The following is a 25,955-nucleotide window of genomic DNA, read 5'->3' as shown; positions in this document are numbered from 1 at the left end:
GTGGCCTCGCCATCGGCCCCTGTGCATCCCGCGCGCTATTTAGCTGCCTTCCTGGTGCTGCTGATTGGCGCCTATTTGCTGGTGTTTCTGACCGGCGATAAGCACGCTAAGCCCAAGCTCGGTATCGACCTGCAGGGCGGAACCCGCGTCACCCTGACAGCACGCACCCCTGACGGTTCCAAGCCGACCAGGGAAGCGTTGACGCAGGCGCAGCAGATCATCAATGCGCGCGTCAACGGCCTCGGTGTCTCCGGATCCGAGGTCATCATCGACGGCGACAACCTCGTCATCACCGTGCCGGGCAACGACGGCAGCGAGGCCCGAAACCTCGGCCAGACCGCCAAGCTTTACATCCGGCCCGTCGTCCAGATGGTGCCGGCGCAGCCCAAGGAGAATCCTCAGGCCGGAGCGCCGCAGGGCGGCCAGCCCGGCGCTGGGCAAGGGGCGACGCCCCCGGCGCCCGGTGCAGGAAAGCCGGCACCCGCCGCACCCTCTCCGAAACCGCAGCCGCGGCCCTATCCGGCGCAAACCACCACGCCGCCGCCACCGCCGCCACCGCCGCCACCCGCTCCGGCGACGCAGCCCGCGACGCCGAATGCCCCACCGCCTGCCGCTCCTGCCACCGATCTGCCGCCGAAGCCGGGCAGCGGTGAGGAACGCAAGCAGCTGATCGACTTCGAGAAGCAGATCAGGCAGAGCGACGACCCACGGATTCAGATGCTGGCGCTTCAGGTTCAGTCATCGCGTTGCTATGACCTTGACGATCCGCTCGCGGGCAACGACGATCCAAACCTGCCGTTGGTCACCTGTGGCGACGACAGTCAGGGTGGAAAGGCCGCGTATCTGCTGGACAAGGCGATCATCAGCGGCGAGGAGATCAAGGACGCCAGCTCGGGACTTGACCAGCAGCGCGGTATCTACGTGGTGAGCATGGAGTTCAAGCCCACCGGCGCCAAGGTCTGGGCGGAGTACACCTCTGCGCATTGGCAGCAGGGCACCCAAACCGCGTTCACGCTGGACTCCAAGGTGATCAGCGCACCGGCCATCCGCGAACCGATCCCGGGCGGCAAGACCGAAATCAGCGGGCAGTTCACCTCCGACTCGGCCAAGCAGCTTGCCGCGGCCCTCAAGTACGGTTCGCTGCCGCTGTCCTTCGAGTCCTCCGATGCCGAAACCGTTTCGGCAACACTCGGATTGACCTCGCTCAAGGCCGGCCTGATCGCGGGCGCCATCGGATTGGCGATCGTGCTGCTGTACTCGCTGCTCTATTACCGCGTGCTCGGCATACTGACCGCGCTGTCCTTGGTGGCCTCCGGTGCCATGGTGTTCGCCATCCTGGTTCTGTTGGGTAGATACATCTCGTACACCCTGGACCTGGCCGGTATCGCCGGTCTGATCATCGGCATCGGCACGACCGCGGACTCCTTCGTGGTGTTCTTCGAGCGCATCAAAGATGAGATACGAGAAGGTCGTTCGTACCGCTCGGCGGTGCCCCGCGGTTGGGCTCGCGCCCGTAAGACGATCCTGTCGGGTAACGCGGTGACCCTGCTGGCCGCCGTGGTGCTCTACGCCCTTGCCATCGGGCAGGTGAAGGGCTTCGCGTTCACCCTCGGACTCACCACCATCCTCGACGTCGTCGTGGTGTTCCTGGTGACGTGGCCGCTTGTCTACCTGTCCTCCAAGTCCGCGACCCTGTCCAAGCCCGTGTACAACGGGCTCGGCGCGGTCCAGCAGATTGCCCGCGAACGTAAGGCGGCGGCACACGCATGAGCACGAGCAACGACACCGTGAGCAACGGCAACGGCACCGAGAGTGCCGCCAAGGAACCCACGTCCACCGCGGTTGAAACCGTCAGTGCGGCACCAGAACACGGATTCTTCTACCGTCTGTACACCGGAACCGGTGCCGTCGACGTTGTCGGCAAGCGCACGCTGTGGTTCGGGATCAGTGGCGCGTTCATGGTCGTCGCGATCTTGTCCATCGCGATCAAGGGATTCGTCTTCGGTATCGACTTCGAGGGCGGTACCAAGGTCTCGTTCCCGAAGGGCGAGGCGACCGTCCAGCAGACCGAGGACGTTTTCAGTCAAACACTCGGCCGCGATGCCGAATCGATCGTTGTCACCGGAACCGGCGACTCGGCCTCGATTCAGATTCGCACCGAAACACTCGACAATGACGAGTCGGCGAAGCTTCACAAGGCGCTCTTCGACAGGTTCGCCCCTAAGGGATCTGACGGTAAACCGTCCATCAACGCCATCAGCGATTCGGCGGTGTCGGAGACCTGGGGCGGGCAGATCACCAACAAGGCGCTGTGGGCGCTGGGCGTTTTCCTGGTGCTGTCCGGCATCTACATCGCCGTGCGCTACGAGCGCTATATGGCGCTGGCGGCATTGGCCGCGCTGGTCTTCGACCTGCTGGTTACCGCGGGTGTGTATTCACTGGTGGGCTTCGAGGTCACCCCGGCCACTGTGATCGGTCTGCTCACCATCCTCGGATTCTCCTTGTACGACACCGTGATCGTGTTCGACAAGGTCGAGGAAAACACACACGGGTTCCAGCACACGTCGCGGCGCACCTTCGCCGAGCACGCCAACCTGGCCGTGAACCAGACCTTCATGCGCTCGATCAACACCAGCCTCATCTCGGTGATCCCGGTGCTCTCGCTCATCGTGGTGGCCATCTGGCTGCTGGGTGTGGGCACACTGAAGGACCTTGCACTGGTTCAGCTTGTCGGCATTCTGGTGGGCACCTACTCGTCGATCTTCTTCGCGACCCCGCTGCTGGTGGCGCTGCGCGAGCGCACGGAGCTGGTGGCGAGCCATACCAAGAAGGTGCTGAGCCGCCGCAAGCCCGACGCCGCGCCCCTGGCGGACACCGGTTCGGGAGCCAAGGCCGTCAAGGCGGCGACATCGGAAGCATCCGATGCCACCACAACCGGGGTACGTCCCGCGAAACCCAAGCCCGGCGCCCGCCCTCAAGGTAAGCGAAACGTTCGGCGGCGCTGATGGTTTCACGTGGCCCAGCACGGACCGGAGTCAGACGGATCGCGCGAATCGGCGCCATCGCGACCACGGTGGTGCTCGCGGCGGGGTTGTTGACCTCGTGTTGGACCTCGGCGGCAAAAACGCTCGACTACGCCGTCGACGGCCGCTTGACGACGTACAACGTCAACAGTGTCGCGGGGAACGCGTCAGCCGGGGCACAGGCATTCAATCGCGTACTCACCGGGTTCGGCTTCCACGGACCTGACGGCCAGGTAATCGCTGACCATGACTTCGGCACCGTCGAGGTCGTCGGCCGCATTCCGCTGGTGCTCGACTACACCATCAATGAGAAGGCCGTCTACTCCGACGGCAAACCGGTGACCTGTGAAGACATGGTGCTGGCCTGGTTCGCGCAATCCGGCAGGCTGCCCGATTTTGACGCGGCCAGCACGGCGGGATACGCCGATATCTCCACCATCGATTGCAAGCCAGGGCAGAAGACCGCGCGCGTCACCTTTGCGCCGGATCGCGCCTTCACCGACTGGACCCAGTTGTTCGCCGCCACCACGATGTTGCCGTGGCATGTGGTCGCCGACAAGATCGGCGGAGGTATCGACCTGATCGGTGCCATCGCGGCCAATGACGTTCCGGCACTGCAAAAGATCGCCGATTTTTGGAACAACCAGTGGAACTTCGGCTCCGAGCTGGATCTTTCGAAGTTCCCGTCATCGGGGCCGTACAAGCTCGACGGGTACAACGACGACGGATCGGTCGTGCTTGTCGCCAATGACAAGTGGTGGGGGAGCCCGCCGGTGACCAAGCGGGTCACGGTGTGGCCCAGCGGAATCGATGTGCAAAAACGGCTGTCCGACGGCGATCTGGAGGTTGTCGACGTCGCCGCCGGATCGGCTGGGACTCTCACCGCCCCTGACGGATTCGTACGCACCGAGGAACCCGGTTCGGGTGTGGAGCAACTCATCTTCGGTGCCGGAGGGTCGGTGGGGGCTCCGGATGTGCGCCGTGCGGTCGCCTTGTGCACGCCGCGTGACGCCATCGCGGGAATTACCGGCGTGCCGGTGATGAATGCCCGGCTGGATACCAGCATCGGAGACTCGTTCGCCTCGGTGGAGGCCGCCGCCGAGGCGGGACGGTTCATGCGTTCGGACCCTGTCGCGGCTCGTGCTGCGGTGGCCAATCGTCCGTTGACCGTCCGGGTGGGATACCAAGCGCCCAACCCGCGCCGCGCGGCAATCGTGTCCGCCATGGCGCAGGCCTGTGCAGCCGCCGGGATCACCGTGCAGGACGTCAGTTCGCCCGAGATTGGGCCACGCTCGTTGCGGGACAATCAGGTTGATGCGCTACTTAGCTCGATCGGCGGCGCTCCCGGAAGCGGGTCGACGGGTTCATGGCTCATGGATGCGTACGCCTTGCGGTCACGTGAAGGCAAGAACCCGGCGAACTACGGCAACGGCCAGATCGACGGGATCATCGCGGCGCTGGCGGTGACCACTAATGCCAGGGACCAGAGTCGGCTGCTCGGCGACGCGTCGGCGATCCTGTGGAACGACCTGCCCACGCTGCCGCTGTACCGGCAGCCGCGTGTGCTGATCGCACCGAAGTCGATGTACGCCGCCACACCGAGCGTCACCCGGTGGGGCACGGGCTGGAACATGGATCGTTGGGTGTTGCCGGCGTGACATCTGCGGACGCTGTCACAGCGCTGATCGACAGGCTGACTCGTAAGGTCCCCGACTTTCCCGAGCCCGGGGTGCAGTTCAAGGATTTGACGCCGCTGTTCGCGGACGCCGAAGGCTTGTCACGGGTCACCGATGCGTTGGGGGAGGCGGCGGCAGGAGCCACGCTGATCGCGGGGATCGATGCGCGCGGCTTCCTGCTGGGGGCCGCCGTGGCGATCCGGCTCGGCGTAGGTGTGCTGGCCGTGCGGAAGGCGGGAAAGCTGCCACCACCCGTGCATGCTCAGACCTATCAACTGGAGTACGGCACCGCGGCGCTGGAGATTCCTGCCGATGGAGTGGATCTGACCGGCCATCGCGTGGCGATCATCGACGATGTGCTGGCCACCGGAGGGACACTGGCGGCAACCATCAAACTCTTGCGCACCGCGGGGGCGGACGTGATCAGCGCTGGTGTAGTTCTGGAACTGGCGGATCTGGGCGGCCGTGCGGTCGTGGCGCCGCTGCCATTAACTGCATTGCGCGTGATCTGAGGGATAATCTAGGCGGCAGGAGGTGAACCGTGGCTGACGAGCAGGTACCGAGCGAGAATCAGGTCGCGGTCGAATCCCCGCCTGCCGTGAGCGATCAGACGGCGCCGAGCGTGGACTCCCTGCGGGTCAGCAGCGGCACCATGAGTGCGTCGCGCCGCGTGCGGGCCCGGCTGGCCCGCCGGATGACCGCCCAGCGCGGGGCCGTCAGCCCCGTACTCGAGCCGCTGATGGCCGTCCATCGCGAGTTCTACCCCAAGGCCGACCGCGTGGTGCTGCAGCGCGCATACGAGGTAGCCGAGAGCCGGCATGCCGAACAGTTTCGTAAGTCGGGTGATCCGTACATCACCCATCCGATCGCCGTCGCGAACATTCTGGCCGAGCTTGGCATGGACACCACCACTTTGGTGGCCGCGATCCTGCACGACACAGTCGAGGACACCGGTTACAGCCTCGAGCAGCTGACCACCGAATTCGGTACCGAGGTGGCCCACCTGGTCGACGGCGTGACCAAGCTCGACAAGGTGGTGTTGGGCAACGCCGCCGAGGGCGAAACCATCCGCAAGATGATCATCGCCATGGCGCGCGACCCTCGGGTGCTGGTGATTAAGGTCGCCGACCGCTTGCACAACATGCGCACCATGCGATTCCTGCCGCCGGAAAAGCAGGCGCGTAAGGCCCGCGAGACGCTCGAAGTGATTGCGCCACTGGCACACCGTCTAGGTATGGCCACGGTCAAGTGGGAGCTCGAAGACCTGTCCTTCGCGATCCTGCACCCCAAAAAATACGAGGAGATCGTGCGACTGGTCGCCGACCGGGCGCCGTCACGCGATACCTACCTGGCCAAGGTGCGCGCGGAAATTGTTGCCACCCTGAATGGTTCGCGTATCGGCGCCACCGTCGAGGGCCGCCCCAAGCATTACTGGTCGATCTATCAGAAGATGATCGTCAAGGGCCGCGACTTCGACGACATCCACGACCTGGTAGGCGTCCGGATTCTGTGTGATGAGATTCGTGACTGTTACGCCGCTGTGGGCGTTGTCCACTCGCTGTGGCAGCCGATGGCCGGCCGGTTCAAGGACTACATCGCCCAACCGCGATTCGGTGTCTATCAGTCCTTGCACACCACCGTGGTCGGCCCCGAAGGCAAGCCGTTGGAGGTGCAGATCCGCACCCGGGACATGCACCGCACCGCCGAGTACGGTATTGCCGCGCACTGGCGGTACAAGGAAGCCAAGGGCCGCAATGGTGTTCCGCCCAACCATGCCGCCGCCGAAATCGACGATATGGCGTGGATGCGTCAGCTGCTCGACTGGCAACGTGAGGCCGCCGACCCCGGGGAGTTCCTGGAGTCGCTGCGCTATGACCTGGCGGTACAGGAGATCTTCGTCTTCACACCCAAGGGCGATGTCATCACGTTGCCGGCCGGGTCTACCCCGGTCGACTTCGCGTACGCCGTGCACACCGAGGTAGGTCACCGCTGTATCGGCGCTCGCGTCAACGGCCGGTTGGTGGCGCTGGAGCGCAAGCTCGAAAACGGAGAAGTGGTGGAGGTTTTCACCTCCAAGGCCGCTACCGCCGGTCCCTCGCGCGACTGGCAGACCTTTGTCGTGTCACCACGTGCGAAGGCGAAGATTCGGCAGTGGTTCGCCAAGGAGCGCCGCGAAGAGGCGCTCGAAGCCGGTAAGGACGCCATTGCGCGCGAGGTGCGTCGCGGTGGACTTCCGTTGCAGCGGTTGGTCAACGGCGAGGGTATGGCATCGCTGGCCCGCGAGCTGCGCTACCAGGACACCTCGCAGCTGTACACCGCGGTGGGCGAGGGCCACGTCTCGGCGCGGCACGTGGTGCAGCGGTTGGTCGCCCAGCTCGGTGGCGTGGACAGCGCCGAGGAAGAGCTGGCCGAGCGTTCCACCCCGTCGACGATGCCCATCCGGCAGCGACGCTCCGAGGATGTCGGCGTGGCGGTACCGGGAGCGCCGGGCGTGCTGACCAAGCTTGCGAAATGTTGTACGCCGGTGCCGGGTGATCAGATCCTCGGGTTTGTCACGCGTGGCGGGGGAGTAAGCGTGCACCGCACCGACTGCACCAACGCCGAATCCCTTCAGCAGCAATCGGAACGGATCATCGAAGTGCATTGGGCGCCGTCGTCGTCCTCGGTTTTCCTGGTCGCCATCCAGGTCGAGGCCTTGGACCGGCACCGGCTGCTCTCCGATGTGACCCGTGCCCTGGCCGATGAGCGGGTGAACATCCTGTCGGCCTCGGTGACCACGTCGAATGATCGAGTGGCTATCAGCCGCTTCACCTTTGAGATGGGCGACCCGAAGCATCTGGGACACGTTCTCAACGTGGTGCGCAACGTGGAGGGCGTCTACGACGTCTATCGGGTGACCAGCGCCGCCTGATCCGCTTGCGCCGAGCGGCTAGGCGTTGAATGCCTTGAGCGCGATTCGGGTGGCCGCGGCGATGGTCGGCTTGCCCTTGGTGGACTTCGGGTCGTCGGGGACGGTGAGCACCACCACCACAATGGGCGCACGCCCCGGCGGCCAGATCACCGCGATGTCATTGGTTTCACCCTTGAATCCGCTGCCGGTCTTGTCGCCGACCGTCCAACCTGCCGGGACGCCCGCCCGAATCGACTGGTCGCCGGTGGTGTTCCGCTTCAACCAGTCGGTGAGCAGATCGCGCCCCTGCGAATCCAGCCCTTCGTCGATAACCAGCCTGCGCAGGTTGGTCACCAGCTGCTGCGGGGTCGAGGTGTCCAAATCACCATCGGGGATGTTCAGTTGATCTTCGGTGCGATCCATGCGAGAGACGTTGTCGCCCAGGCTTCGAACAAACTTCTCCGTTTGCTTCGGACCGCCGAGCTGCGCGATCAACAGGTTGGCGCCGGTGTTGTCGCTGTAGCGGATCGTCGCATCGCACAGCTCCGAAACGGTCATGCCCTCGGCTACATGCTGGGACGTGACCGGTGCCCACTCGAGGACGTCGGATTGCGTGTATTGAATGCGCTTGTCCAGCAGCCCTGGTTCACTCAGACGCCGGTGCAGGATGGCCGAGACGATGAAGGTCTTCACCGTGGAGCACATGAGGAAGCGCTCATTTGCCCGGTGGCTCAGCGTCGCACCCGATCCGGTATCCAGGGCATACACGCCGACGCGGCCCCCGAAATCCTTTTCCAGGGAGGCGAGTTCGGTCGGCGAGGGTTGGCGGTCGCCGCCGCGTGAACAACCAACGGCGGCCACGCCGACCGCCGTCAATCCACCGAGTAAGACAGCACGACGCGAAATCATGTCAGTCGAGCTGCAGGTCGATGATCTTGACTTCTTGTGCGGGCGCGCCATCACCCGCGCCACGTGCTCCTGGCTTGATGCCGTTCTTGGCGATCTTGGCGAGGGTGTCCATGCCGGTCTTGTCGATGGTGCCGAACACCGTGTACTGGGGCGGCAGTTGCGAATCCTTGTAGACCATGAAGAACTGGCTGCCGTTGGTCCCGGGGCCCGCGTTGGCCATCGCCAACGTGCCAGCGGGATAGATGACGGCTTGCTGCGCCGCTGGATCGCCCGGCTTGTACGCAGTCGTCGGGTACTCGTTGTCGAATTCGTATCCCGGACCGCCCGAACCGGTGCCCTTGGGGTCTCCGCACTGCAGGACCGACAGGCCGCCAGTCGTGATCCGGTGGCAGATGGTGTCATCGAAATATCCGCCCTGCGCCAGGCTGGCGAAGCTGTTCACCGTGCACGGTGCCTTGGCGTTGTCCAGCACCAGGCCGATGTTGCCCTGGCTGGTCTTCACGCTGGCGGTGAGCGTCGCCGGATCGGTCGGGATCTTCCCGGAGCGCGGCATCTGCTTGTCGATGGTCTTGGCGGGTGCGCCCGCGGGCCGGTACTGACAATTGGCACCGACCTCAGCGGAAGGCACGAATTTCGGAAGGGCCGGGCCGGTGACGGGTGGCTCGTCAGGCGTTGGCACCGAGGAGGTCGGCGGCACGTCGACCGTGGAGACCGGGGCGGTGGTGTCCAGTGCCGCATCGGTCTTGTTGCTCTTGCTGATGGCGAGCCATGCGGTGATGGCCACCGCGACGACGACGGCGACGACCGCGACGCCGCTGATCGCCCAGATCCGCTGCTTACGGGCGCGCTCAGCACGGTTCTCCAGCTGTCGCTCCAGCTTGCGCTTGGCCGTCTGACGTCGCTGCTCGTTGGTCGGCACCGGGTTCTCCTCCTAGGGGCGTCCATTGAAGAATCTAGGTCGCCAGAGAGTGTGCCAGCCACACCTGAGAGATGGTGCAGGACCCGCCGCCTAAGCTGGTCGGGTGCTGATCACCGGTTTTCCCGCGGGCATGTTCGCCACGAACTGCTACATCGTGGCGCCCCACGAGGGCGGCCCCGCCGTCATCGTCGACCCCGGACAGGAGGCGACCTCCGGCGTCAAGGAGATCCTCGCCGAACGCGACCTCACCCCTGCGGCGGTGTTGCTCACCCACGGGCATCTGGACCACACCTGGACGGCGCAGCCGCTCGCCGATGAATACGGGATCCCGGTGTACATCCACCCCGATGACCGCGTGATGCTCGCTGATCCGCTCGCCGGGATCGGGCCGGGTCTGGCTCAGTTCATCCAGGGCATGGAATTCACCGAGCCCAAGGAGCTCGTGGAGATCGGTGACGGCGACAAGCTGGAGCTTGCCGGGATCACACTCACTGTCGACCACACGCCGGGGCACACCCGTGGTTCTGTCGTGTTCGGCATTGAGGTCGATAGCGACAATGGACCCATTGACGTGGTGTTCAGCGGTGACACGCTCTTCCAGATGTCGATCGGGCGCACCGATCTGCCCGGCGGAAACCACCAACAGCTGCTTAATTCGATTGCGGCCAAACTGCTCACCCGAGACGATTCGACGGTGGTGCTGCCGGGTCACGGCAATGCCACCAGCATCGGCGATGAGCGACGTGCCAACCCATTCCTCGAGGGAATCCTGTGAGCGAGAAGACTTCCGGTACCGCATCCTTCCGGGCCCCCAAGGGCATACCGGACTATGTGCCACCGGACTCGGCGCAGTTCTTGGCTGTTCGCGACGGGCTACTGGAGCAGGCGCGGCTGGCCGGATACGGCTACATCGAGCTGCCCGTGTTCGAGGACACCGGACTGTTCGCCCGCGGGGTGGGCGAGTCCACCGATGTGGTCAGCAAGGAGATGTACACCTTCGCCGACCGTGGCGATCGGTCGGTGACGTTGCGCCCAGAGGGCACGGCATCGGTGATGCGCGCGGTGATCGAGCACGGCCTGGATCGTGGCCAGCTGCCGATGAAACTTCGTTACGCTGGGCCCTTTTTCCGGTATGAGCGACCGCAGGCCGGCCGCTATCGCCAGCTGCAGCAGGTGGGTGTGGAAGCCATCGGCGTCGACGATCCAGCCCTGGATGCCGAGGTGATCGCGATCGCCGATGCCGGGTACCGCTCCCTGGGCCTGACCGGCTTCCGGTTGGAGATCAGCTCGCTGGGCGATGCCTCCTGCCGCCCGCAGTATCGAGAGTTGTTGCAGGAATTCCTCTTCGGGTTGGACCTGGACGAGGCCACGCGAGATCGGGCTCGTATCAACCCGATTCGGGTGCTCGATGACAAGAGGCCCGAAGTGCGGGAGATGACGGCCGCGGCGCCGCTCATGCTCGACCACCTCTCCGAGGAGTCCAAGGAGCATTTCGATCAGGTGCTGAGCCATCTGGACGCGCTGGGCGTGCAGTACGTGGTGAACCCCAGGCTGGTGCGTGGGCTTGACTACTACACCAAGACCACATTCGAGTTCGTGCACGACGGCCTCGGCGCGCAATCCGGGATTGGCGGCGGTGGGCGCTACGACGGACTGATGGCGCAGCTCGGTGGACAGTCGTTGTCGGGTATCGGGTTTGGGCTCGGCGTGGATAGAACCCTGCTCGCGCTGCAGGCCGAGGGTGTCACGGTGGGGGACAGTGGGCGCTGTGACGTGTTCTGCGTGCCCCTGGGTCAGGACGCAAAATCCGCACTTGTGAAGGTGGCGGCGCAGCTGCGGATCGCCGGGATTCGCACCGATATCGCCTACGGCGACCGCGGACTCAAGGGTGCGATGCGCGGCGCGGACCGCTCGGGAGCTTCGATTGCGCTGGTCGCCGGGGATCGGGAAATCGGCGAGGGAAACATCGAGCTCAAGACGCTGGCCGACGGCGTACAGCAGCCCGTGCCGATTGGTTCGATTGTCGAGGAAGTAACGGCGCGGCTAGCATCGCGGATATGACACGTATGGGACGTATCGCCGCAGCTTTGCTCGCCACGGCCAGTGCCGCGACCTTGACGATGGTGCTGACGCCTGTCGCCGAGGCGGCACCGCACCAAGTGAAGTACGTGATCAGCTCCGACCGTGAATTCCTCTCGCAGACCCTCGTGCTGCAGAACGAGCCGCCGAGCGCGTCGGCATACGACTCGGAGTCGAGCAAGTATCTGGTGCGCAACTCGACCCGCATCACCCCCGACGCCCCGTTCGTCGTCGAGACCACGCTGAACGACCCGACGCAGTGGGCCTATGTGAGCGCCAGTGCGGCGGCCAAGGCCGTCACCGGTGCCCCCGTCTTCCATTGTGAGGTGTACGTGGACGGTGCCCTGGCCACCCAGGCCGATGGCGAGACCGCCGTCACCTGTTCACTGCGCAAGTGGTGACCCGCTAGCCGGCGAACACATACACCCAGGCCGTCGCGCCTGAGCGCAGTGGCACCGAAACACGTTGGTAGTCGTCCACTTCGTACTCATCGGCGGCCGCCAGCTGCTCGGGCGTGATCGAGAAGACCGTGCCGGGGACCTGCGCCGAGGTATCGGCCGACGGGCGAAGGATGGGGTGACGGTCGCTGCCGCTGGTCGCGATGACATGTGGGTCGGTGATGATCACGTAGTCCAGATCGAAGCCCACGATGGCGTCGGTATGACCGTCTAGTTCCTGTCCGAAGGTGGCACGCTGCACGTCGGCCTGCTGCAGGGTGCCGTAGGAGAACAGGAGCTCGGTCGCGGTATTCGTCACGCGGTAAGTCAATCAGGCCGGCCGGTGCGGGCGGGCGGTGTGTCAGTCACCGAGGTGGACGGTGCCGTCGGAGGCGATCCGCCACCCGGGGTTGTGGGCGATTTCCCAGATCAGCCCGTTGGGGTCTTGGACGTGGGCGTGAAAGACCCCACCGAACTGGCCGGGTTGCGGCGGTTTGAGAACGGTGCCCCCCGACAGGGACATGGCGCCGGACAGTTCGGTCACGTCCTCCGGCGAATCGACGTTGTGCGCCAGGGTGATTCCGGAAACCCGTGAATGATCACCGGGCGCGGCGAGGTCCTCATTGAACTTATCCGCGAGGAAAAATCCCAGCAGCTGTCCCGGTGCGCTCTGGTAGAAGATGATCTCGTCCTCGACATCCAGCAGTGGGGACCAGCCCAGTGCTCCGTAGAAATGCCGAGCGGCATCCAGATCCGTTGCGGCGACAGTGACAAAGTGCAGCTGCTGCTTCATGGCGACAAGCCTAGATTCACGCGCCGACACCGGAGCGGGGGATTGACACGTGATCGAACATATGTTCGCATAGGGTTATGCGGTGGGACGGTCAGACGCTGGACGCCGACGACGGTGCGCTTCCGGGTTTGGAACGGATCGGCCTGGTGCGCAGTGTGCGCACGCCCGAATTTGAGGGCATCACCTTCCATGAAGTGCTGTGCAAGTCGGCGCTCAACAAGGTTCCGGCGGTGTCCATGTTGCCGTTTCGGTTTACGGTCAACGCGTTTCGCGGCTGCGCCCACGCATGCCGCTATTGTTTCGCACGCCCGACCCACGAATACCTGGAGTTCGACAGCGGGGCGGACTTCGACAATCAGATCGTCGTGAAAACCAATCTGGTTCCGGTGCTTAGGAAAGAACTGGCGCGCAAGTCCTGGAATCGGGAGACGGTCGCACTCGGTACCAATACCGATCCCTATCAACGGGCCGAGGGACGCTATCAGCTGATGCCGGGAGTCATTGCGGCGCTGGCTGATTCTGGCACTCCGATATCGATTCTCACCAAAGGCACTCTGCTGCGCAGGGATTTGCCTCTGCTTGCCCAGGCAGCTCAACAGGTGCCGGTGAGCTTGGGCATCTCGCTGGCCATCGGGGACGAGGCACTTCACCGCGAGGTTGAGGCGGGGGTGCCTTCGCCTCAGGCGAGACTGTCATTGATCACCGCCGCACGCGACGCCGGTTTTGAACCGCAGGTGATGGTGGCGCCGGTGCTTCCGTTCCTGACCGACACGGTGGAGCATCTCGATGACCTGTTGGGCCGGATCGCGGAGGCGGGCGCGGCCGGCGTCACGGTCTTTCCGTTGCATTTGCGCGGGACGACACGTGGCTGGTTCATGTCCTGGGTGTCCCAGTCGCACCCCGAGCTCGTCGGTCGATACCGGGAGCTGTATCGCAAGGGCGCTTATGTGCCCGCCGAGTACCGGGCCTGGTTGAGAGAGCGAGTGGGACCTCTGGTGAGCAAGTACGGGCTGGCTTCCCGTCGTGAGGAAACCCCCTCGAGGCCAACAAAATTGGCGCACACTCCAGAGATGACGCTGTTCTAGCGTCTGCCCTCGCTGCCCGGATCTAGTTCAGGCTGTCGGCGTTGAAGGTGTCGCAGGTGCGGAAGTCGCCGGTGTTGTATCCCTGGGTGAACCATCGCTGGCGCTGCTCGGACGAGCCATGCGACCACGCCTCGGGGTTGACACGCCCGGTGGCCCGCTTCTGGATCCGGTCATCGCCCACCGAGGATGCGGCCGACAATGCGTCCCGAATGTCCTGGTCCGTCAGCGGTTTCAGGAACGGGACTCCGGTGCCTTCCTGAACGGTGGTCGATGCGTGCTTTGCCCAGACGCCGGCGTAGCAGTCTGCCTGCAGTTCGGTGCACACGCCGCCGCCCGCCTGGCCCTCGGCACAGCGGTGATTCTTGCCCAGCACGCCGAACAGGTTCTGGATGTGATGGCCGAACTCATGGGCCACCACATACTCCTGCGCCAAGGGGCCACCGCTGGATCCGAACTGGTCGACCAGCACCTGGAAGAAGCTGGTATCGAAGTATGCGGTCCGGTCGGCGGGGCAGTAGAAGGGGCCGACCTCGGTGGATGCGGCGCCGCATCCGGTGTTCACCTGACCGCTGAACAGTTTGACGTCCGGCCGTGGGTACTTCGGTCCGAGGATTTGCGTCCAGACGGCGTCCACCGAGTTCCCGGTGGCGATGATGCGGCAGTCCAGTGACTTGTTCGCGTCGGCACCGGTTTTGCAGTGGCTGAAGTCCTGCGTCTGTTCCTGCGCGGGGCCCGCCTGCTGTTGGCCCTGTTGTTGCAGGACCTGGCTGGGGTCACCGCCGAGCAGCATGACCACCACCGCGATCAGCAACCCGCCGACGCCACCGCCGATGGCCATCTTGGGGCCGCGGCCCATGCCACCGCCCGAGGTGGTGCTGGTGTCGATCTGCATGCCTTCGTTGAAGGTCATTGGTCCGTCACTCCCATGTCGTGTCTCTGCCACTCGGCTATCGGCTGCTGTCGGCTGCCGATACCTTTGCATACTCCACGGACGGGCGTATCGCTACATGGCGAAGAGTTCATGTCCGGCCCGGGACTTTCCGGCGGGGCCTTCGCCTCTGTAGCGCTGGTCCGCATTACGATTCGATACGTGGCCGTTGACGTCGCCCTGCCGACTGTCGTCCGCACGCCGTTGGGGGACCTGCGGGGAACCACCGAAGGCGGTGTTTCTGTCTGGCGCGGGGTGCCCTATGCGCGACAGCCCGTCGAACAGCTTCGATTCCTGGCGCCGGTCCCGTTGGAGCCCTGGGACGGAGTGCGTGACGCCATCGAACACGCGCCGTTGCCGCCGCAAGGTAAATCATTTGTGGGGGCCGGCCGCGATGACCCCAAGATTCGCGGCGAAGAGTGTCTGACCGTCAGCGTCTGGTCGCCGGACATCCACGCCAACTTGCCTGTCATGGTCTGGATCCCGGGCGGGGCTTTTGTCTTCGGAGCCGGGCAGCTGGAGTTGTACAGCGGCGCACGTCTTGCGGCCAACGGCAACGTCGTCGTCGTCAACGTCACGTACCGGATCGGGGCCTTGGGCGGACTGGAGCTCAGCGCCCTGGGAGAGGGTTTCGATGACAACCTGGCGCTGCGGGATCAGATCGCGGCGCTCAGATGGGTGCGCGACAACATCGCGGCCTTCGGCGGTGATCCCGACCGCGTCACCATCTTCGGCGAGTCGGCGGGGGCGACATCGGTACTGGCACTGCTGGCGAGCCCGGCGGCGGCAGGTCTGTTCGGGCGTGCCATCGCACAGAGCCCCGCGTTGCCGCTGATCGCCGATAAGGCCCTGCGTGACCGGCGTGCGCACCGATACATGGAGCTGCTCGATGTCACCGATCCCAGCCGGCTCAAGGTGTTACCGCAGCGGGAACTGCGCCGTGGTGCGGCCAAACTGCAGATCGAAAGCGCCACCGATACGCCCATCCTCGGATACGGCCTCACGCACGGCACCGACTTGCTGCCGCATCACCCCATCGAGGCGGCACGGCGCGGTGAGGTGCACCAGGTGCCGCTCATCATCGGGTCCAATAGCCATGAGGCGTCGATGTTCGCGCGCGTAAAACCGCCGATGCTGCCCACCACCGAGCCGACCGTCAACGGCTACTTCAACCGGGTGGGTCCGGAGTACCAAGACGCGATCATCGCCGCGTACCCGCGGTACCCGAGCCGTTCGGCGCTGGTGGCGGTGGGCTCGGATGCCATGTTCGCCGCACCCATGTGGGCGTTCGCCGACGCCTACAGCGCTTTCGTCGACACGTATATGTACCGGTTCGACCACACCGCGTGGGGACTCAAGCTCCTCGGCCTGGGCGCCACCCACGGCAGTGAGATCGTGCATGTCCAGCACAGTTATGGATCATTTGTGGGGATGCTGCTGAGTCCGCTCGGGGCGCGGATGATGCCTTCGGTCGGGCGCCGCATGCAGCGGGCCTGGCTGGACTTCGCCACGGGAGAAGGACCGGACGACTGGCCGACCTATGGGGCGGACGGTCGGCGTACGCGGATCATCCGGTCGCGCTCCGACGTCACCATGGAGGACCCGGATTCGGTGCGCCGTACCGCCTGGGCCCAGGTGCACTGAGTCTCGACGCGGCGCCCCGACAAGGCAGCGAACGCGGGCCGCTAGGCTCAAACGTCTAAACACTGGCCTTTTTGTATAACAAGCACTGTCGAAGGGATCTTTTGTGCTGCGCACTCACGACGCGGGTACGTTGCGGGAGTCGGACGCCGGACAGCGCGTGACGCTTGCCGGCTGGGTGGCTCGACGGCGCGACCACGGCGGCGTCATTTTTATTGACCTGCGTGATGCCTCCGGTGTGTCCCAGGTGGTGTTCCGTGATGACGCGGTGCTCGAACAGGCTCATCGGTTGCGTGCCGAATTCTGCGTCGAGGTCACCGGTGTCGTGGAGGTCCGGCCCGAGGGCAACGCCAACGCCGAGATCGCGACCGGCCACATCGAGGTCAACGCCGCCGAACTCATCGTGCTCAACGAGAGCGCGCCGCTGCCCTTCCAGCTGGATGAAACCGCGGGTGAAGAAGCGCGCCTGAAGTATCGGTACCTGGATCTGCGTCGCGAGGGTCCGGGCAACGCAATCAGGTTGCGCTCTAAGGTAAGCGCCGCGGCGCGCGGCGTGCTGGCCCGCCACGATTTCGTTGAGGTGGAGACCCCGACACTGACGCGCTCGACGCCGGAGGGCGCGCGCGATTTCCTGGTGCCGGCCCGTCTGCAGCCGGGCAGCTTCTACGCGCTGCCGCAGAGCCCGCAGCTGTTCAAGCAGCTGCTCATGGTCGCGGGCATGGAGCGGTACTACCAGATCGCGCGGTGCTACCGCGACGAGGATTTCCGCGCGGATCGGCAGCCCGAGTTCACCCAGCTCGACATCGAGATGAGCTTCGTGGACCAGGACGATGTCATCGCGCTGGCCGAGGAGCTTCTCGTTGCGCTGTGGGATCTGATCGGTTACCACGTACCCACACCCATTGCGCGGATCACCTATGCCGAGGCGATGCGTCGCTACGGCAGCGACAAGCCGGACCTGCGGTTCGGCCTGGAGCTGGTGGAATGCACAGACTACTTCTCCGACACCAGCTTCCGGGTATTCCAGGCACCCTATGTGGGTGCGGTGGTGATGCCCGGTGGCGCCGATCAGCCGCGCCGGACCCTGGACGGCTGGCAGGAGTTCGCCAAACAGCGCGGCCACAAGGGCCTGGCCTATGTGCTGGTGGGGGAGGACGGCACCCTCGGCGGCCCCGTCGCCAAGAACCTGACCGACGCCGAACGCGATGGGCTGGCAGCGCATGTCGGCGCCAGTCCGGGTGACTGCATCTTCTTCTCTGCCGGTGCGGTCAAATCCTCACGGGCGCTGCTGGGTTCGGTGCGCGGCGAGGTCGCGCAACGCCTGGACTTGATCGCCCCCGACGCCTGGGCATTCGCCTGGGTAGTGGACGCGCCGATGTTCGAGCCCGCTGATGACGCCACCGCCGCCGGTGATGTGGCGGTCGGTTCCGGTGCCTGGACCGCGGTGCATCACGCCTTCACCTCACCCAAGCCGGAGTCCGCGGACACCTTCGACACCGATCCGGGGTCCGCGCTCGCCTACGCCTACGACATTGTGTGCAACGGGCACGAGATCGGTGGCGGATCGATCCGTATCCATCGCCGCGATGTCCAGGAACGCGTATTCAAGGTCATGGGCATCAGCAATGAAGAGGCCCAGGACAAGTTCGGATTCCTGCTGGACGCCTTCGCCTTCGGTGCACCGCCGCACGGCGGCATCGCCTTCGGCTGGGACCGGGTGACCGCGTTGCTCGCGGGTACATCGTCCATCCGCGAAGTCATCGCCTTCCCGAAGTCCGGTGGCGGTGTGGATCCGCTCACGGATGCGCCGGCACCGATCACCGCGGCGCAGCGCAAGGAATCCGGAATCGACGCTAAGCCGGATAAGGCCGATCAGCCGGGTAAGCCGGACGCGTAGCGCACGTGCTGCACGTCCGGGTTATTGCACCTGCCGATCTCTCCGATCAGGTGGTGGAGTTCCTCTCCACCACAACGGGGGTCGCGCATATCGTGCGTGTGCCCGGGGTGGCGATCAGCCCCGAGGGTGATGTGATTACCGCCGACGTGGCTCGCGAGACGGCCAACGACGTGCTCGACGGGCTCAAGGCGATCGATATCGACAAGCGGGGATCGATCACCGCGGAGGTGCTCGACACGGTGATCTCACAGACCGCCTATGAGGCCGAGGACGATGCCGAAGGTGACCCTGCCGATGCCGTCATCTGGGACGAATTGATCGGGCGCACCCGCGAAGAATCCACTCTCAACCTGACGTTCCTGGCCTTCCTGTGCCTGGCCTGCCTGATTGCCGCGGTCGGCGTGGTCACCGATTCGCCGGTCACCATCGTCGGCGCCATGGTGGTCGGGCCCGAGTTCGGTCCGCTTGCCGCACTGGCGGTTTCGATCGTGCGGCGGAAATGGTCGCTGGCGCGGCGGTCGCTGCTGGCATTGGTGGTGGGATTCCCGGTGGCGATGGGGGTGACTGCCCTCGGGGCGCTGGCCGCCGAGGGCGCCGGCTGGGTCACCTTGAAGAGCGTGCGCGAGCTGCAGCAGGTCGACTTCATATTCCAGGTGGGGCCGTTCTCATTGGTGGTCGCGTTGTTGGCGGGCGCGGCCGGCATGCTCTCGTTGATGTCGGCGAAATCGGCGGCGCTGGTGGGTGTTTTCATCTCGGTGACCACCGTGCCGGCCGCGGGATTCGCGGTGGTGGCGGCGACGGTGGGGGAATGGGAAATCGCTGGGCTGTCCGCGCTGCAGCTGGCGGTCAACCTTTTCGGTATCGTCCTGGCCGGGGTGTTGGTGCTGCTGGTGCGGCCGCGCGGGCTGCGCTAGGCGATGTCGCCGATAGCGGTGACCCGCTGATCGAACTCCTCGTCAGGGTCGCCATGAGCCAGTGCGGGATCGCCGTATTCGTAGGGGCGTGAGACGAAGACGGTGCCCATGCCGATCTCTCGTGCGGCGCGCAGGTCATACGGGTGTGCGGCCACCATCGCCGCGTCACCGGGTTTGATGCCGAGGTAGCGCAGTGCGCGTTGGTACACCACCGGGTCTGGTTTGAAGCTGCCGAATACCTCCGCGGTGAGTACCGCGTCCCACGAAATACCCAGGCGTTTGAACAGATTCACCATGGTGGCCATGTCGGTGTTGGACAGGGTGGCGATGACGGCCTGTGAACGCAGCCCGGCCAGGCCTGCGGGTACGTCCGGCCAGGGAATCAGGTGCTGCCAGCTGGATGCGACGAGTTCGGCGGTGCCAGCGTCCGGACGCGGCAGCCCGAACGTCTGGCAGACATCGGCGAAGCCGTGCGCGTACAGGTCCTGTACCCGCGTCCAGTCGTCCACAGACTGGGCCAGGTTTGCGACGCGGTCGAAATAGTCCGCGCGCCAGGCTCGAGTGAAACCGGCGGCATCGATACCGGGAGCGTGCTCGGCAATCGCGTGCGACACGGGCTCAAAGAAGTCCAGCAGCGTGCCCTGCACATCGAACAGGTATGCCTTGTACCGCAACGCGACTCCGCTCAGTAGGTGCTCTTCGGTGGATCGGTGCGGGTGATGCCGGTGACCTCGATGACGGGAATGGACGACGGGCCGCGATAGCTCTGTCCGCCCGGCACGACCCCGGTCACCGAGATCCAGGCGTTCTCCGGCAGCGCCGATGCCGAGGCGGCCGCCGGTCCCGTCATGTGCAGCCGCGCCAGCTGGGCATCCGCGGCGCAACACACGATGACGATCTTGGCCAGGTCGGTGTGCTCGCCCTCTTTGAACGTGAACCCGGTGACGGTGATGGTGCGTCCGCTCAGCGTGTCCGAGGAACCGGCGGCAATGCGCATCAGGACCTCCGGCAGCGGCACGGATGGCGCGTCACCGGGTGGCAGTGGGGGAAACGCTCGCCGGGGCGTGTTGGCCGATGCGCCAATGTTGGCCGGCGCGATGGAACGCGCGCTGAGGGCAGGGGGCACGATAAAGATCAGCAGAACTATGGGCAGCACCAAAAACCATGTGGCGCCGTGCTTGTGGGTGTGACCTCCGTGGCCGTCGTGCTCATCGTCGTGGTCGGTGTGGCCGCGGCGTACGTCGCGGATGATCGCGGCCAGACCGAGCCCGATCACGATGACCGCCGAACCGGCGAGCCACGGCAGCAGGCCGGGCTTGACGTAGCGCGTGAAGGTTCCGGTCACCGCGATCATGGCCACGCTGACCCCCAGCAGGATCAGCAGCGTGTTCTCCGTGTCGCGCCTCATGAGGTCCCCAGCACCGCCAGTCCGACACCCGTCGCGACGACGGTGGCGACCACGAACGTCAGCGGCGCGAATCGGGCCGCGAAGGGCCGTCCGAACATGCCGGACTGCATGGCGATGAGCTTCACGTCGACGGCCGGCCCCACCACGAGGAACACCAGTCGCGGAATCAGCGGCATCATCGTGATGCTCGCGGCGACGAAGGCATCGGCTTCCGAGCACAATGCCAGCACCACGGCCAGCAGCGCCATCGTCACCACGCCGACCACAAGATTGCCCGCCAGATGCTCGAACACCCAGGCCGGAACCAGCACGTGCAAAGCCGCTGCGGCTACCGCTCCGATCGCCAGGTACGAGGCCGCCTGCAGAAAGTCGTGCCGCGCGGCCTCGGTGAATGTCGTCCAGCGGGAAGAGGATCCGGCGTGCGCTGCGGGTAGCTTGCGGGTGACCCAGCTGTCCCGTCCCCACCGTGACCACGCCATGCCCATCACCATGGCGGTGAGCAGGGAGGCCACCGCGCGCGCCAGCACCATCGTGGGCTGGCCGGGGAACGCGACCGCGGTAGCGACCAACACCACCGGGTTGATGGCAGGCGCCGACAACATGAAGGTGAGCGCGGCCGCACCGACGGATCCCGGTCCGTACAGCCGGCGTGCCACCGGAACCGACCCGCATTCACAGCCGGGCAACGCCGCTCCGCTCACACCCGCCACTGCCACCGCGGCGAGGGATCGGTTCGGCAGCCACCGGGCCAGCCGTTCGGGGGTGACGAATGTCGCGACGAGCCCACTCACGATCACCCCGAGTGCAAGGAACGGGACGGCCTGGACGAACACCCCACAGAACACCGTCCCGGCGGTCGCCAGCTTCTCATTGCCATCGACAACCCCGCGTAACCAGCTCGCCGCCAGGGCCATCGTGATGAGCGCCACCACCAGGATCTCGGTCGAACCGAACCAACGTCGGGACGAAGAGGCGGCCACCGTCATCCGGCCATCCTGTCAGCGCAACCTGAGAACTCGGCGCAGCGGTGGCACTCTGGTGAGGTGACCGATGACACACCCTTCAACCAGCAGCCCGCCGCGGTGATCAACGAATTCAATGACGGCATCACTCAGGAGTTCCGCACCAACGGCGGAGAGGTCGGCGGACAATTCGCCGGTGTACCGATCTTGCTCCTGACCAATACCGGCGCCAAGAGCGGACAACAGCGGCTGAATCCGCTGGCCTACTTCGACATCGACGAGAAGATTTACATCGTCGGCTCATTCGGCGGCGCCGATAAAGACCCTGCCTGGGTGCACAACTTGCGCGCACATCCACATGCGCATATCGACATCGGAACCGACGGTTACGACGTGGTCGCCCATGAGCTTTCGCTCGCCGAGCGCGATGCGCTGTATCCGAAGGTCGTCGAGCAGGTTCCCGTGTTCGCCGACTATCAGGAGAAGACCGACCGCGCCATCCCGATCTTCGAGCTGCGCCGCCGTTAGTCGAGGAACCTGCGTGCCAGCGTCTTCGGCGCCTGGCACAGCCAGGCCTCGGTGATGAGTTCGGTGAGGTCCGGTGGCTCGATGGCGTCCAACCGGGCAAGCACGATCGGGTAACCGTCGAAATGCGGCGTGGTGAAGTACACCTGCGGTTCCTCGGCGATCAGCGCGCGTTTGACGCCCTCATCGCCGACGCGGGCGCCCAGTATGTCGCCGTCGGGGGCTGAATCTCCCAGCGCTGCCAGGTCACTGTTCCGCAACGGCCGTTCCCAGACGAACAGTTTTTTGCGCACCTTCCACACGCGTGGGGAGGTCTCGAGCGCCTCGGGGAGCCCCGATGCGACGCCCGTCACGTCATCCCAGGTGGCCACCGGTTCATTGTGCCCTGAATCGCAGGCCATGCGGGTGAGGCCAGGTTATGGTGGGATCAGCCGATGGGCATCAAGGTGGCGCTGGAGCACCGGACCAGCTACGTATTCGACAGACTCGTGCAGGTGCATCCGCACGAGATTCGATTGCGCCCCGCTCCGCACACCCGAACGCCCATCGAGGCCTACTCGCTGCGCATCGCCCCCGACGATCACTTCATCAACTGGCAACAGGATGCCTTCGGTAATTTCCTTGCCCGCGTGGTGTTTCCGAAGCGCACCCGACGGCTATCGATCACCGTCGGCCTCATCGCTGATCTGAAATCGGTCAACCCGTTCGACTTCTTCATCGAGGAGTGGGCCGAACACGTCGGGTTTGCCTATCCGGCCGCATTGGCGGCGGATCTGGAGCCCTACCTCAAGCTGGTGGACGAATCTGTGCCCGGTTCGGGTCCTGGTGAACTGACTCGGGCCTGGGTGGCCAACTTCACGATGGCACCCAATACGCGCATCATCGACTACCTCGTCACGCTCAACCAGGCGCTGTGCTCGGATGTCGGTTACGCGGTGAGGTTGGAGCCCGGTGTCCAGAGCCCGGACACGACGCTGGCGGTGGGTATCGGTTCCTGCCGTGACACGGCCTGGTTGTTGGTGTCAATCCTGCGGCAGAAGGGGCTTGCCGCCCGCTTCGTGTCCGGATATCTGGTGCAGCTGACCTCGGATATCGTCGAAATCGACGGTCCCTCAGGCCCGGTCGCGGACTTCACCGATCTGCATGCCTGGGCAGAGGTGTACATTCCCGGTGCCGGATGGGTGGGGCTCGACCCCACGTCGGGGTTGCTCGCCGGTGAGGGGCATATTCCGCTCTCGGCGACTCCACATCCGTCGACGTCCGCCGCCATCTCCGGGGCAACCGATATGTGCGAGTCCACCCTCGATTTCTCCAACACCGTCACGCGTGTGCACGAAGATCCACGAGTCACGCTGCCCTACACGGCATCGGTGTGGGAGGCCGTCACCGCATTGGGTGCGGAGATCGACACCCGGCTCGATACCGCAGGGGTGGGGCTGACGATGGGTGGCGAGCCGACATTCGTGTCGATCGACGACCAGGTCGCCGAGGAGTGGACGACCGCTGCCGACGGGCCACAGAAGCGGGTACGTGCCTCCGATCTATCCGCCCGTCTCAAAGCGCTCTGGGCGCCAACAGGTTTGGTGCAGCGCAGTCAGGGAAAGTGGTACCCCGGCGAACCCCTGCCGCGGTGGCAGATCGGTTTGCACTGGAGGCGCGACGGCAAGGCACTGTGGTCTGACCCCGACCTGCTCGCCGACCCATGGGCGGAGGATCGTCAGTGGTCCACCCCTGAGGGCACGGACCGCGCGCTCCTGCTCGCCCTGGCGGGTGATCTGGGGCTGCCCGAGAGCCAGGTCCGCGCGGTGTATGAGGATCCGTTGAGTCAACTCGCCGCATCCGTTCGGCGTCCCGAGGGCGATCCGGTCGCGGCAGCCGATGACCCAGCACCGCAGGAAGACTCGGAAGATCGACGTGCAGAACTGCTGGCCCGTCTGGACGAGCAGGTGGCCCGGCCGGCCGCGTACTTGCTGCCCCTGCACCGCGGGGAGGACGGCGGTCGCTGGGAGAGCGCCGACTGGACACTGCGCCGCGGAAGGATTGTCCTGACACAAGGATCGTCTCCGGCGGGTCTGCGGCTCCCACTGGACTCCATCTCCTGGCAGCCGGCACCGCACCCCACCGAGGCGGACCCGCTCGGTGTCACCACGGAACTCGGCGCACAACGTTCCGGCGCGGATGCCGTCGTGGTGCCCGCTGACGGAGCACCCCCCACCGCCCTGGTCGCCGAGATTCGCGACGGGCTGCTGTATCTGTTCTTGCCGCCGGTGCAAAGCCTCGACGACTTCGTGGATCTCATCGCGCGCATCGAGGCCGCCGTCACCTGCCCGCTGGTGATCGAAGGGTATGGGCCGCCGCCGGACCCCCGGCTGGAAGTCATGAGTGTCACTCCCGATCCGGGGGTCATCGAGGTCAATGTGACCCCCACCGGCAGCTTCGCGGAACAGTCCCGCCAGCTCCAGGTGCTGTATGAGGAGGCGCGAAAGGCGCGGCTGACCACCGAATCGTTCGACGTGGACGGCACCCACACCGGGACCGGCGGGGGTAACCACATCACGCTCGGAGGCCGGACCCCGGCGACCTCGCCCTTGCTGCGCCGCCCCGATCTACTGGTGTCGCTGCTGACCTACTGGCAGCACCACCCCGCGTTGTCCTACCTGTTCTCGGGACGGTTCGTCGGCACCACATCGCAGGCTCCCCGCGTCGACGAAGGCCGCGAAGAGGCGTTGTACGAGTTGGAGATCGCCTTCGCGGAGATCGACAGATTGACGAAGGCGCCCGATCGCGATCCTTCCGAGCATCCTGCTCCCTGGCACGTCGACCGGGCGCTGCGGCACTTGCTGACCGATATCACCGGGAACACCCACCGCGCGGAGTTCTGCATCGACAAGCTGTACAGCCCCGACAGCGCCCGCGGGCGTCTGGGTCTGTTGGAGCTGCGCGGATTCGAGATGCCGCCGCATTTCCAGATGGCCATGGTCCAGTCGCTGCTGGTGCGCGCACTGGTGGCCAGGTTCTGGGAGCAACCTCTGCGCACTCCACTGATCCGCCATGGCGCAAACCTGCATGGCCGTTACCTGTTGCCGCACTTCATTATTCATGACATTGCTCAGGTTGCTGCCGAGCTGCGCGCGCATGGCATCGCCTTCGAAACCAGCTGGCTCGATCCGTTCACCGAGTTCCGGTTCCCGCGGATTGGCACCGCGGTATTCGACGGTATCGAGATCGAACTGCGCGGGGCCATCGAACCGTGGCGGGTGCTGGGGGAGGAGGCAACCGCTGGAGGTGCCGCACGATACGTGGATTCCTCGATCGAACGTGTGCAAGTACGGGTCATCGGCGCCGATCGGTCCCGGTACGTCGTCACCTGTAATGGTGAGCCCATCCCGCTGCTCTCGACCGCCAACCCGGACGTTCAGGTGGCCGGCGTCCGGTACCGGGCCTGGCAGCCGCCCAGTGCGCTGCATCCGAGCATCACCGTCGATGACCCGCTGCGCTTCGAGCTCATTGACACGGCCAACGCGTTGTCTCGCGGCGGCTGTACGTACCACGTGTCGCACCCGGGTGGCCGGTCCTATGACGACCCGCCCGTCAACGCGGTGGCCGCCGAGGCACGCCGTGGGAGGCGCTTCGATGCCACCGGTTACACCACCGGTCGCGTCGATTTGTCAGACTTGCGCGAGAAACAAGCCCGCATGTCTACCGATGCCGTGGCGCCCGGCATCCTTGATCTGCGCCGTGCGAGAACGGTGGGGCGCAGGTAGACGGTCGATAGGGCGTACGAACGGCAGCGAACGGGAAGGAAGGTACGACCGGTGGCAGCACCTGCTTCGGGGGCTCCCGTCGGACCCGACTTCTCTGTGGCCGAT

The 25,955-nt window shown here is 65.3% G+C and carries 23 protein-coding genes; 14 read left to right on the top strand and 9 right to left on the bottom strand.

The annotated features are described in order from the left end of the window. Genes secD through DSM43276_RS13015 form a run of 5 tightly spaced genes read left to right on the top strand, consistent with a single transcriptional unit; the run spans position 1 to position 7,610 of the window. On the top strand, positions 1–1,770 hold the full coding sequence (gene secD / locus DSM43276_RS13035) for a protein translocase subunit SecD (RefSeq protein WP_078331028.1): 1,770 nt from the start codon (positions 1–3) through the stop codon (positions 1,768–1,770). A 17-nt stretch (positions 1,771–1,787) separates the two neighbouring features. Continuing rightward, positions 1,788–3,005 (top strand): protein translocase subunit SecF, encoded by a 1,218-nt coding sequence (gene secF / locus DSM43276_RS13030; RefSeq protein WP_078331086.1) that lies wholly within the window; start codon positions 1,788–1,790, stop codon positions 3,003–3,005. Continuing rightward, positions 3,005–4,681, top strand: a complete 1,677-nt coding sequence (locus DSM43276_RS13025; protein WP_078331029.1) for an ABC transporter substrate-binding protein — start codon at positions 3,005–3,007, stop codon at positions 4,679–4,681. Before secF ends, DSM43276_RS13025 begins: the two co-directional genes overlap by 1 nt. Then, the gene (locus DSM43276_RS13020; protein WP_078331030.1) at positions 4,678–5,211 is read left to right on the top strand and encodes an adenine phosphoribosyltransferase; all 534 of its coding nucleotides are present in this window, start codon (positions 4,678–4,680) and stop codon (positions 5,209–5,211) included. Before DSM43276_RS13025 ends, DSM43276_RS13020 begins: the two co-directional genes overlap by 4 nt. 29 nt (positions 5,212–5,240) lie before the next feature. Then, positions 5,241–7,610 (top strand): RelA/SpoT family protein, encoded by a 2,370-nt coding sequence (locus DSM43276_RS13015; RefSeq protein WP_078331031.1) that lies wholly within the window; start codon positions 5,241–5,243, stop codon positions 7,608–7,610. A gap of 18 nt (positions 7,611–7,628) precedes the next feature. Here the strand turns inward: DSM43276_RS13015 and blaMAB are convergent, their stop codons facing one another. Together blaMAB and DSM43276_RS13005 are read right to left on the bottom strand one after the other, a co-directional pair. Next, a complete protein-coding gene (gene blaMAB, locus DSM43276_RS13010; RefSeq protein WP_078331032.1) occupies positions 7,629–8,498 on the bottom strand; it encodes an MAB family class A beta-lactamase in 870 nt (289 codons plus the stop codon). 1 nt (position 8,499) lies between these two features. Beyond that, positions 8,500–9,417: a peptidylprolyl isomerase gene (locus tag DSM43276_RS13005; RefSeq protein WP_078331033.1), complete on the bottom strand. Its 918-nt coding sequence runs from the start codon at positions 9,415–9,417 to the stop codon at positions 8,500–8,502. A gap of 103 nt (positions 9,418–9,520) precedes the next feature. On the opposite strand from DSM43276_RS13005, the gene DSM43276_RS13000 reads away from it, so the two are divergent. The 3 genes from DSM43276_RS13000 to DSM43276_RS12990 are packed head-to-tail and all read left to right on the top strand — an operon-like array spanning position 9,521 to position 11,897. After that, a complete protein-coding gene (locus DSM43276_RS13000; protein WP_078327366.1) occupies positions 9,521–10,192 on the top strand; it encodes an MBL fold metallo-hydrolase in 672 nt (223 codons plus the stop codon). Then, a complete protein-coding gene (hisS, locus tag DSM43276_RS12995) occupies positions 10,189–11,478 on the top strand; it encodes a histidine--tRNA ligase (RefSeq protein ID WP_078331034.1) in 1,290 nt (429 codons plus the stop codon). The genes DSM43276_RS13000 and hisS overlap by 4 nt, the downstream gene beginning before the upstream one ends. A 5-nt stretch (positions 11,479–11,483) precedes the next feature. Then, entirely contained in the window at positions 11,484–11,897 is a 414-nt protein-coding gene (locus DSM43276_RS12990) for a hypothetical protein (RefSeq protein ID WP_078331087.1), read from the top strand. Between the two features lie 4 nt (positions 11,898–11,901). Here DSM43276_RS12990 and DSM43276_RS12985 read toward each other — a convergent pair whose 3' ends face one another. Both DSM43276_RS12985 and DSM43276_RS12980 read right to left on the bottom strand, forming a co-directional pair. After that, the gene (locus DSM43276_RS12985) at positions 11,902–12,252 is read right to left on the bottom strand and encodes a gamma-glutamylcyclotransferase family protein (RefSeq protein ID WP_078331035.1); all 351 of its coding nucleotides are present in this window, start codon (positions 12,250–12,252) and stop codon (positions 11,902–11,904) included. Between the two features lie 42 nt (positions 12,253–12,294). Then, complete coding sequence (locus DSM43276_RS12980; protein WP_078331036.1) at positions 12,295–12,726, bottom strand: VOC family protein; 432 nt, start codon at positions 12,724–12,726, stop codon at positions 12,295–12,297. A gap of 77 nt (positions 12,727–12,803) precedes the next feature. Between DSM43276_RS12980 and DSM43276_RS12975 the strand changes: the two genes are divergently transcribed. Then, the gene (locus tag DSM43276_RS12975; RefSeq protein WP_078331037.1) at positions 12,804–13,811 is read left to right on the top strand and encodes an Rv2578c family radical SAM protein; all 1,008 of its coding nucleotides are present in this window, start codon (positions 12,804–12,806) and stop codon (positions 13,809–13,811) included. 22 nt (positions 13,812–13,833) lie between these two features. Here the strand turns inward: DSM43276_RS12975 and ypfJ are convergent, their stop codons facing one another. Further along, positions 13,834–14,721 carry a KPN_02809 family neutral zinc metallopeptidase gene (gene ypfJ / locus DSM43276_RS12970; RefSeq protein ID WP_078295761.1) on the bottom strand — a complete coding sequence of 296 codons (888 nt, stop codon included), beginning with the start codon at positions 14,719–14,721 and terminating at the stop codon, positions 13,834–13,836. A 111-nt stretch (positions 14,722–14,832) separates the two neighbouring features. Between ypfJ and DSM43276_RS12965 the strand changes: the two genes are divergently transcribed. The 3 genes from DSM43276_RS12965 (at position 14,833) to DSM43276_RS12955 (ending at position 19,191) form a co-directional block, all read left to right on the top strand. Further along, on the top strand, positions 14,833–16,383 hold the full coding sequence (locus DSM43276_RS12965) for a carboxylesterase/lipase family protein (protein WP_234803104.1): 1,551 nt from the start codon (positions 14,833–14,835) through the stop codon (positions 16,381–16,383). Positions 16,384–16,486: 103 nt separating this feature from the next. Beyond that, on the top strand, positions 16,487–18,277 hold the full coding sequence (gene aspS / locus DSM43276_RS12960; protein ID WP_078327372.1) for an aspartate--tRNA ligase: 1,791 nt from the start codon (positions 16,487–16,489) through the stop codon (positions 18,275–18,277). 5 nt (positions 18,278–18,282) lie between these two features. Next, positions 18,283–19,191, top strand: coding sequence for a DUF389 domain-containing protein (locus DSM43276_RS12955; RefSeq protein WP_078331038.1), 909 nt, complete (start codon positions 18,283–18,285; stop codon positions 19,189–19,191). On the opposite strand, the gene DSM43276_RS12950 is transcribed toward DSM43276_RS12955, so the two are convergent. Genes DSM43276_RS12950 through DSM43276_RS12940 form a run of 3 tightly spaced genes read right to left on the bottom strand, consistent with a single transcriptional unit; the run spans position 19,188 to position 21,585 of the window. Then, positions 19,188–19,865: a haloacid dehalogenase type II gene (locus tag DSM43276_RS12950; RefSeq protein WP_078331039.1), complete on the bottom strand. Its 678-nt coding sequence runs from the start codon at positions 19,863–19,865 to the stop codon at positions 19,188–19,190. The genes DSM43276_RS12955 and DSM43276_RS12950 overlap by 4 nt on opposite strands. Positions 19,866–19,876: 11 nt before the next feature. Beyond that, positions 19,877–20,599 carry a TIGR03943 family putative permease subunit gene (locus DSM43276_RS12945; protein ID WP_078331040.1) on the bottom strand — a complete coding sequence of 241 codons (723 nt, stop codon included), beginning with the start codon at positions 20,597–20,599 and terminating at the stop codon, positions 19,877–19,879. Then, positions 20,596–21,585 (bottom strand): permease, encoded by a 990-nt coding sequence (locus tag DSM43276_RS12940; RefSeq protein WP_078331041.1) that lies wholly within the window; start codon positions 21,583–21,585, stop codon positions 20,596–20,598. The genes DSM43276_RS12945 and DSM43276_RS12940 overlap by 4 nt, the downstream gene beginning before the upstream one ends. Before the next feature lie 57 nt (positions 21,586–21,642). Here DSM43276_RS12940 and DSM43276_RS12935 point away from each other — a divergent pair, with 57 nt between their 5' ends. Then, positions 21,643–22,089, top strand: a complete 447-nt coding sequence (locus DSM43276_RS12935; RefSeq protein ID WP_078331042.1) for a nitroreductase family deazaflavin-dependent oxidoreductase — start codon at positions 21,643–21,645, stop codon at positions 22,087–22,089. Here DSM43276_RS12935 and DSM43276_RS12930 read toward each other — a convergent pair. Next, positions 22,086–22,457, bottom strand: coding sequence for an MmcQ/YjbR family DNA-binding protein (locus tag DSM43276_RS12930; RefSeq protein ID WP_078331089.1), 372 nt, complete (start codon positions 22,455–22,457; stop codon positions 22,086–22,088). The two genes, DSM43276_RS12935 and DSM43276_RS12930, sit on opposite strands and share 4 nt — an antisense overlap. Before the next feature lie 63 nt (positions 22,458–22,520). Here DSM43276_RS12930 and DSM43276_RS12925 point away from each other — a divergent pair, with 63 nt between their 5' ends. Beyond that, positions 22,521–25,850, top strand: a complete 3,330-nt coding sequence (locus DSM43276_RS12925; protein ID WP_078331043.1) for a transglutaminase family protein — start codon at positions 22,521–22,523, stop codon at positions 25,848–25,850. Positions 25,851–25,955: the final 105 nt, after the last annotated feature.

It is taken from the genome of Mycobacteroides salmoniphilum (assembly GCF_004924335.1).
Classification (GTDB): domain Bacteria; phylum Actinomycetota; class Actinomycetes; order Mycobacteriales; family Mycobacteriaceae; genus Mycobacterium; species Mycobacterium salmoniphilum.
This window is presented reverse-complemented; position numbering and strand designations above follow the sequence as displayed.

What these genes read in the sequence shown, in the direction of transcription:
- DSM43276_RS12980 (WP_078331036.1), bottom strand. Translation starts at nt 12,726, where the DNA reads ATGAAGCAGCAGCTGCACTTTGTCACTGTCGCCGCAACGGATCTGGAT.
- ypfJ (WP_078295761.1), bottom strand. Translation starts at nt 14,721, where the DNA reads ATGACCTTCAACGAAGGCATGCAGATCGACACCAGCACCACCTCGGGC.
- DSM43276_RS12940 (WP_078331041.1), bottom strand. Translation starts at nt 21,585, where the DNA reads ATGACGGTGGCCGCCTCTTCGTCCCGACGTTGGTTCGGTTCGACCGAG.
- DSM43276_RS12990 (WP_078331087.1), top strand. Translation starts at nt 11,484, where the DNA reads ATGGGACGTATCGCCGCAGCTTTGCTCGCCACGGCCAGTGCCGCGACC.
- blaMAB (WP_078331032.1), bottom strand. Translation starts at nt 8,498, where the DNA reads ATGATTTCGCGTCGTGCTGTCTTACTCGGTGGATTGACGGCGGTCGGC.
- DSM43276_RS12975 (WP_078331037.1), top strand. Translation starts at nt 12,804, where the DNA reads ATGCGGTGGGACGGTCAGACGCTGGACGCCGACGACGGTGCGCTTCCG.
- DSM43276_RS12925 (WP_078331043.1), top strand. Translation starts at nt 22,521, where the DNA reads ATGGGCATCAAGGTGGCGCTGGAGCACCGGACCAGCTACGTATTCGAC.
- DSM43276_RS13025 (WP_078331029.1), top strand. Translation starts at nt 3,005, where the DNA reads ATGGTTTCACGTGGCCCAGCACGGACCGGAGTCAGACGGATCGCGCGA.
- DSM43276_RS12945 (WP_078331040.1), bottom strand. Translation starts at nt 20,599, where the DNA reads ATGAGGCGCGACACGGAGAACACGCTGCTGATCCTGCTGGGGGTCAGC.
- DSM43276_RS12965 (WP_234803104.1), top strand. Translation starts at nt 14,833, where the DNA reads ATGTCCGGCCCGGGACTTTCCGGCGGGGCCTTCGCCTCTGTAGCGCTG.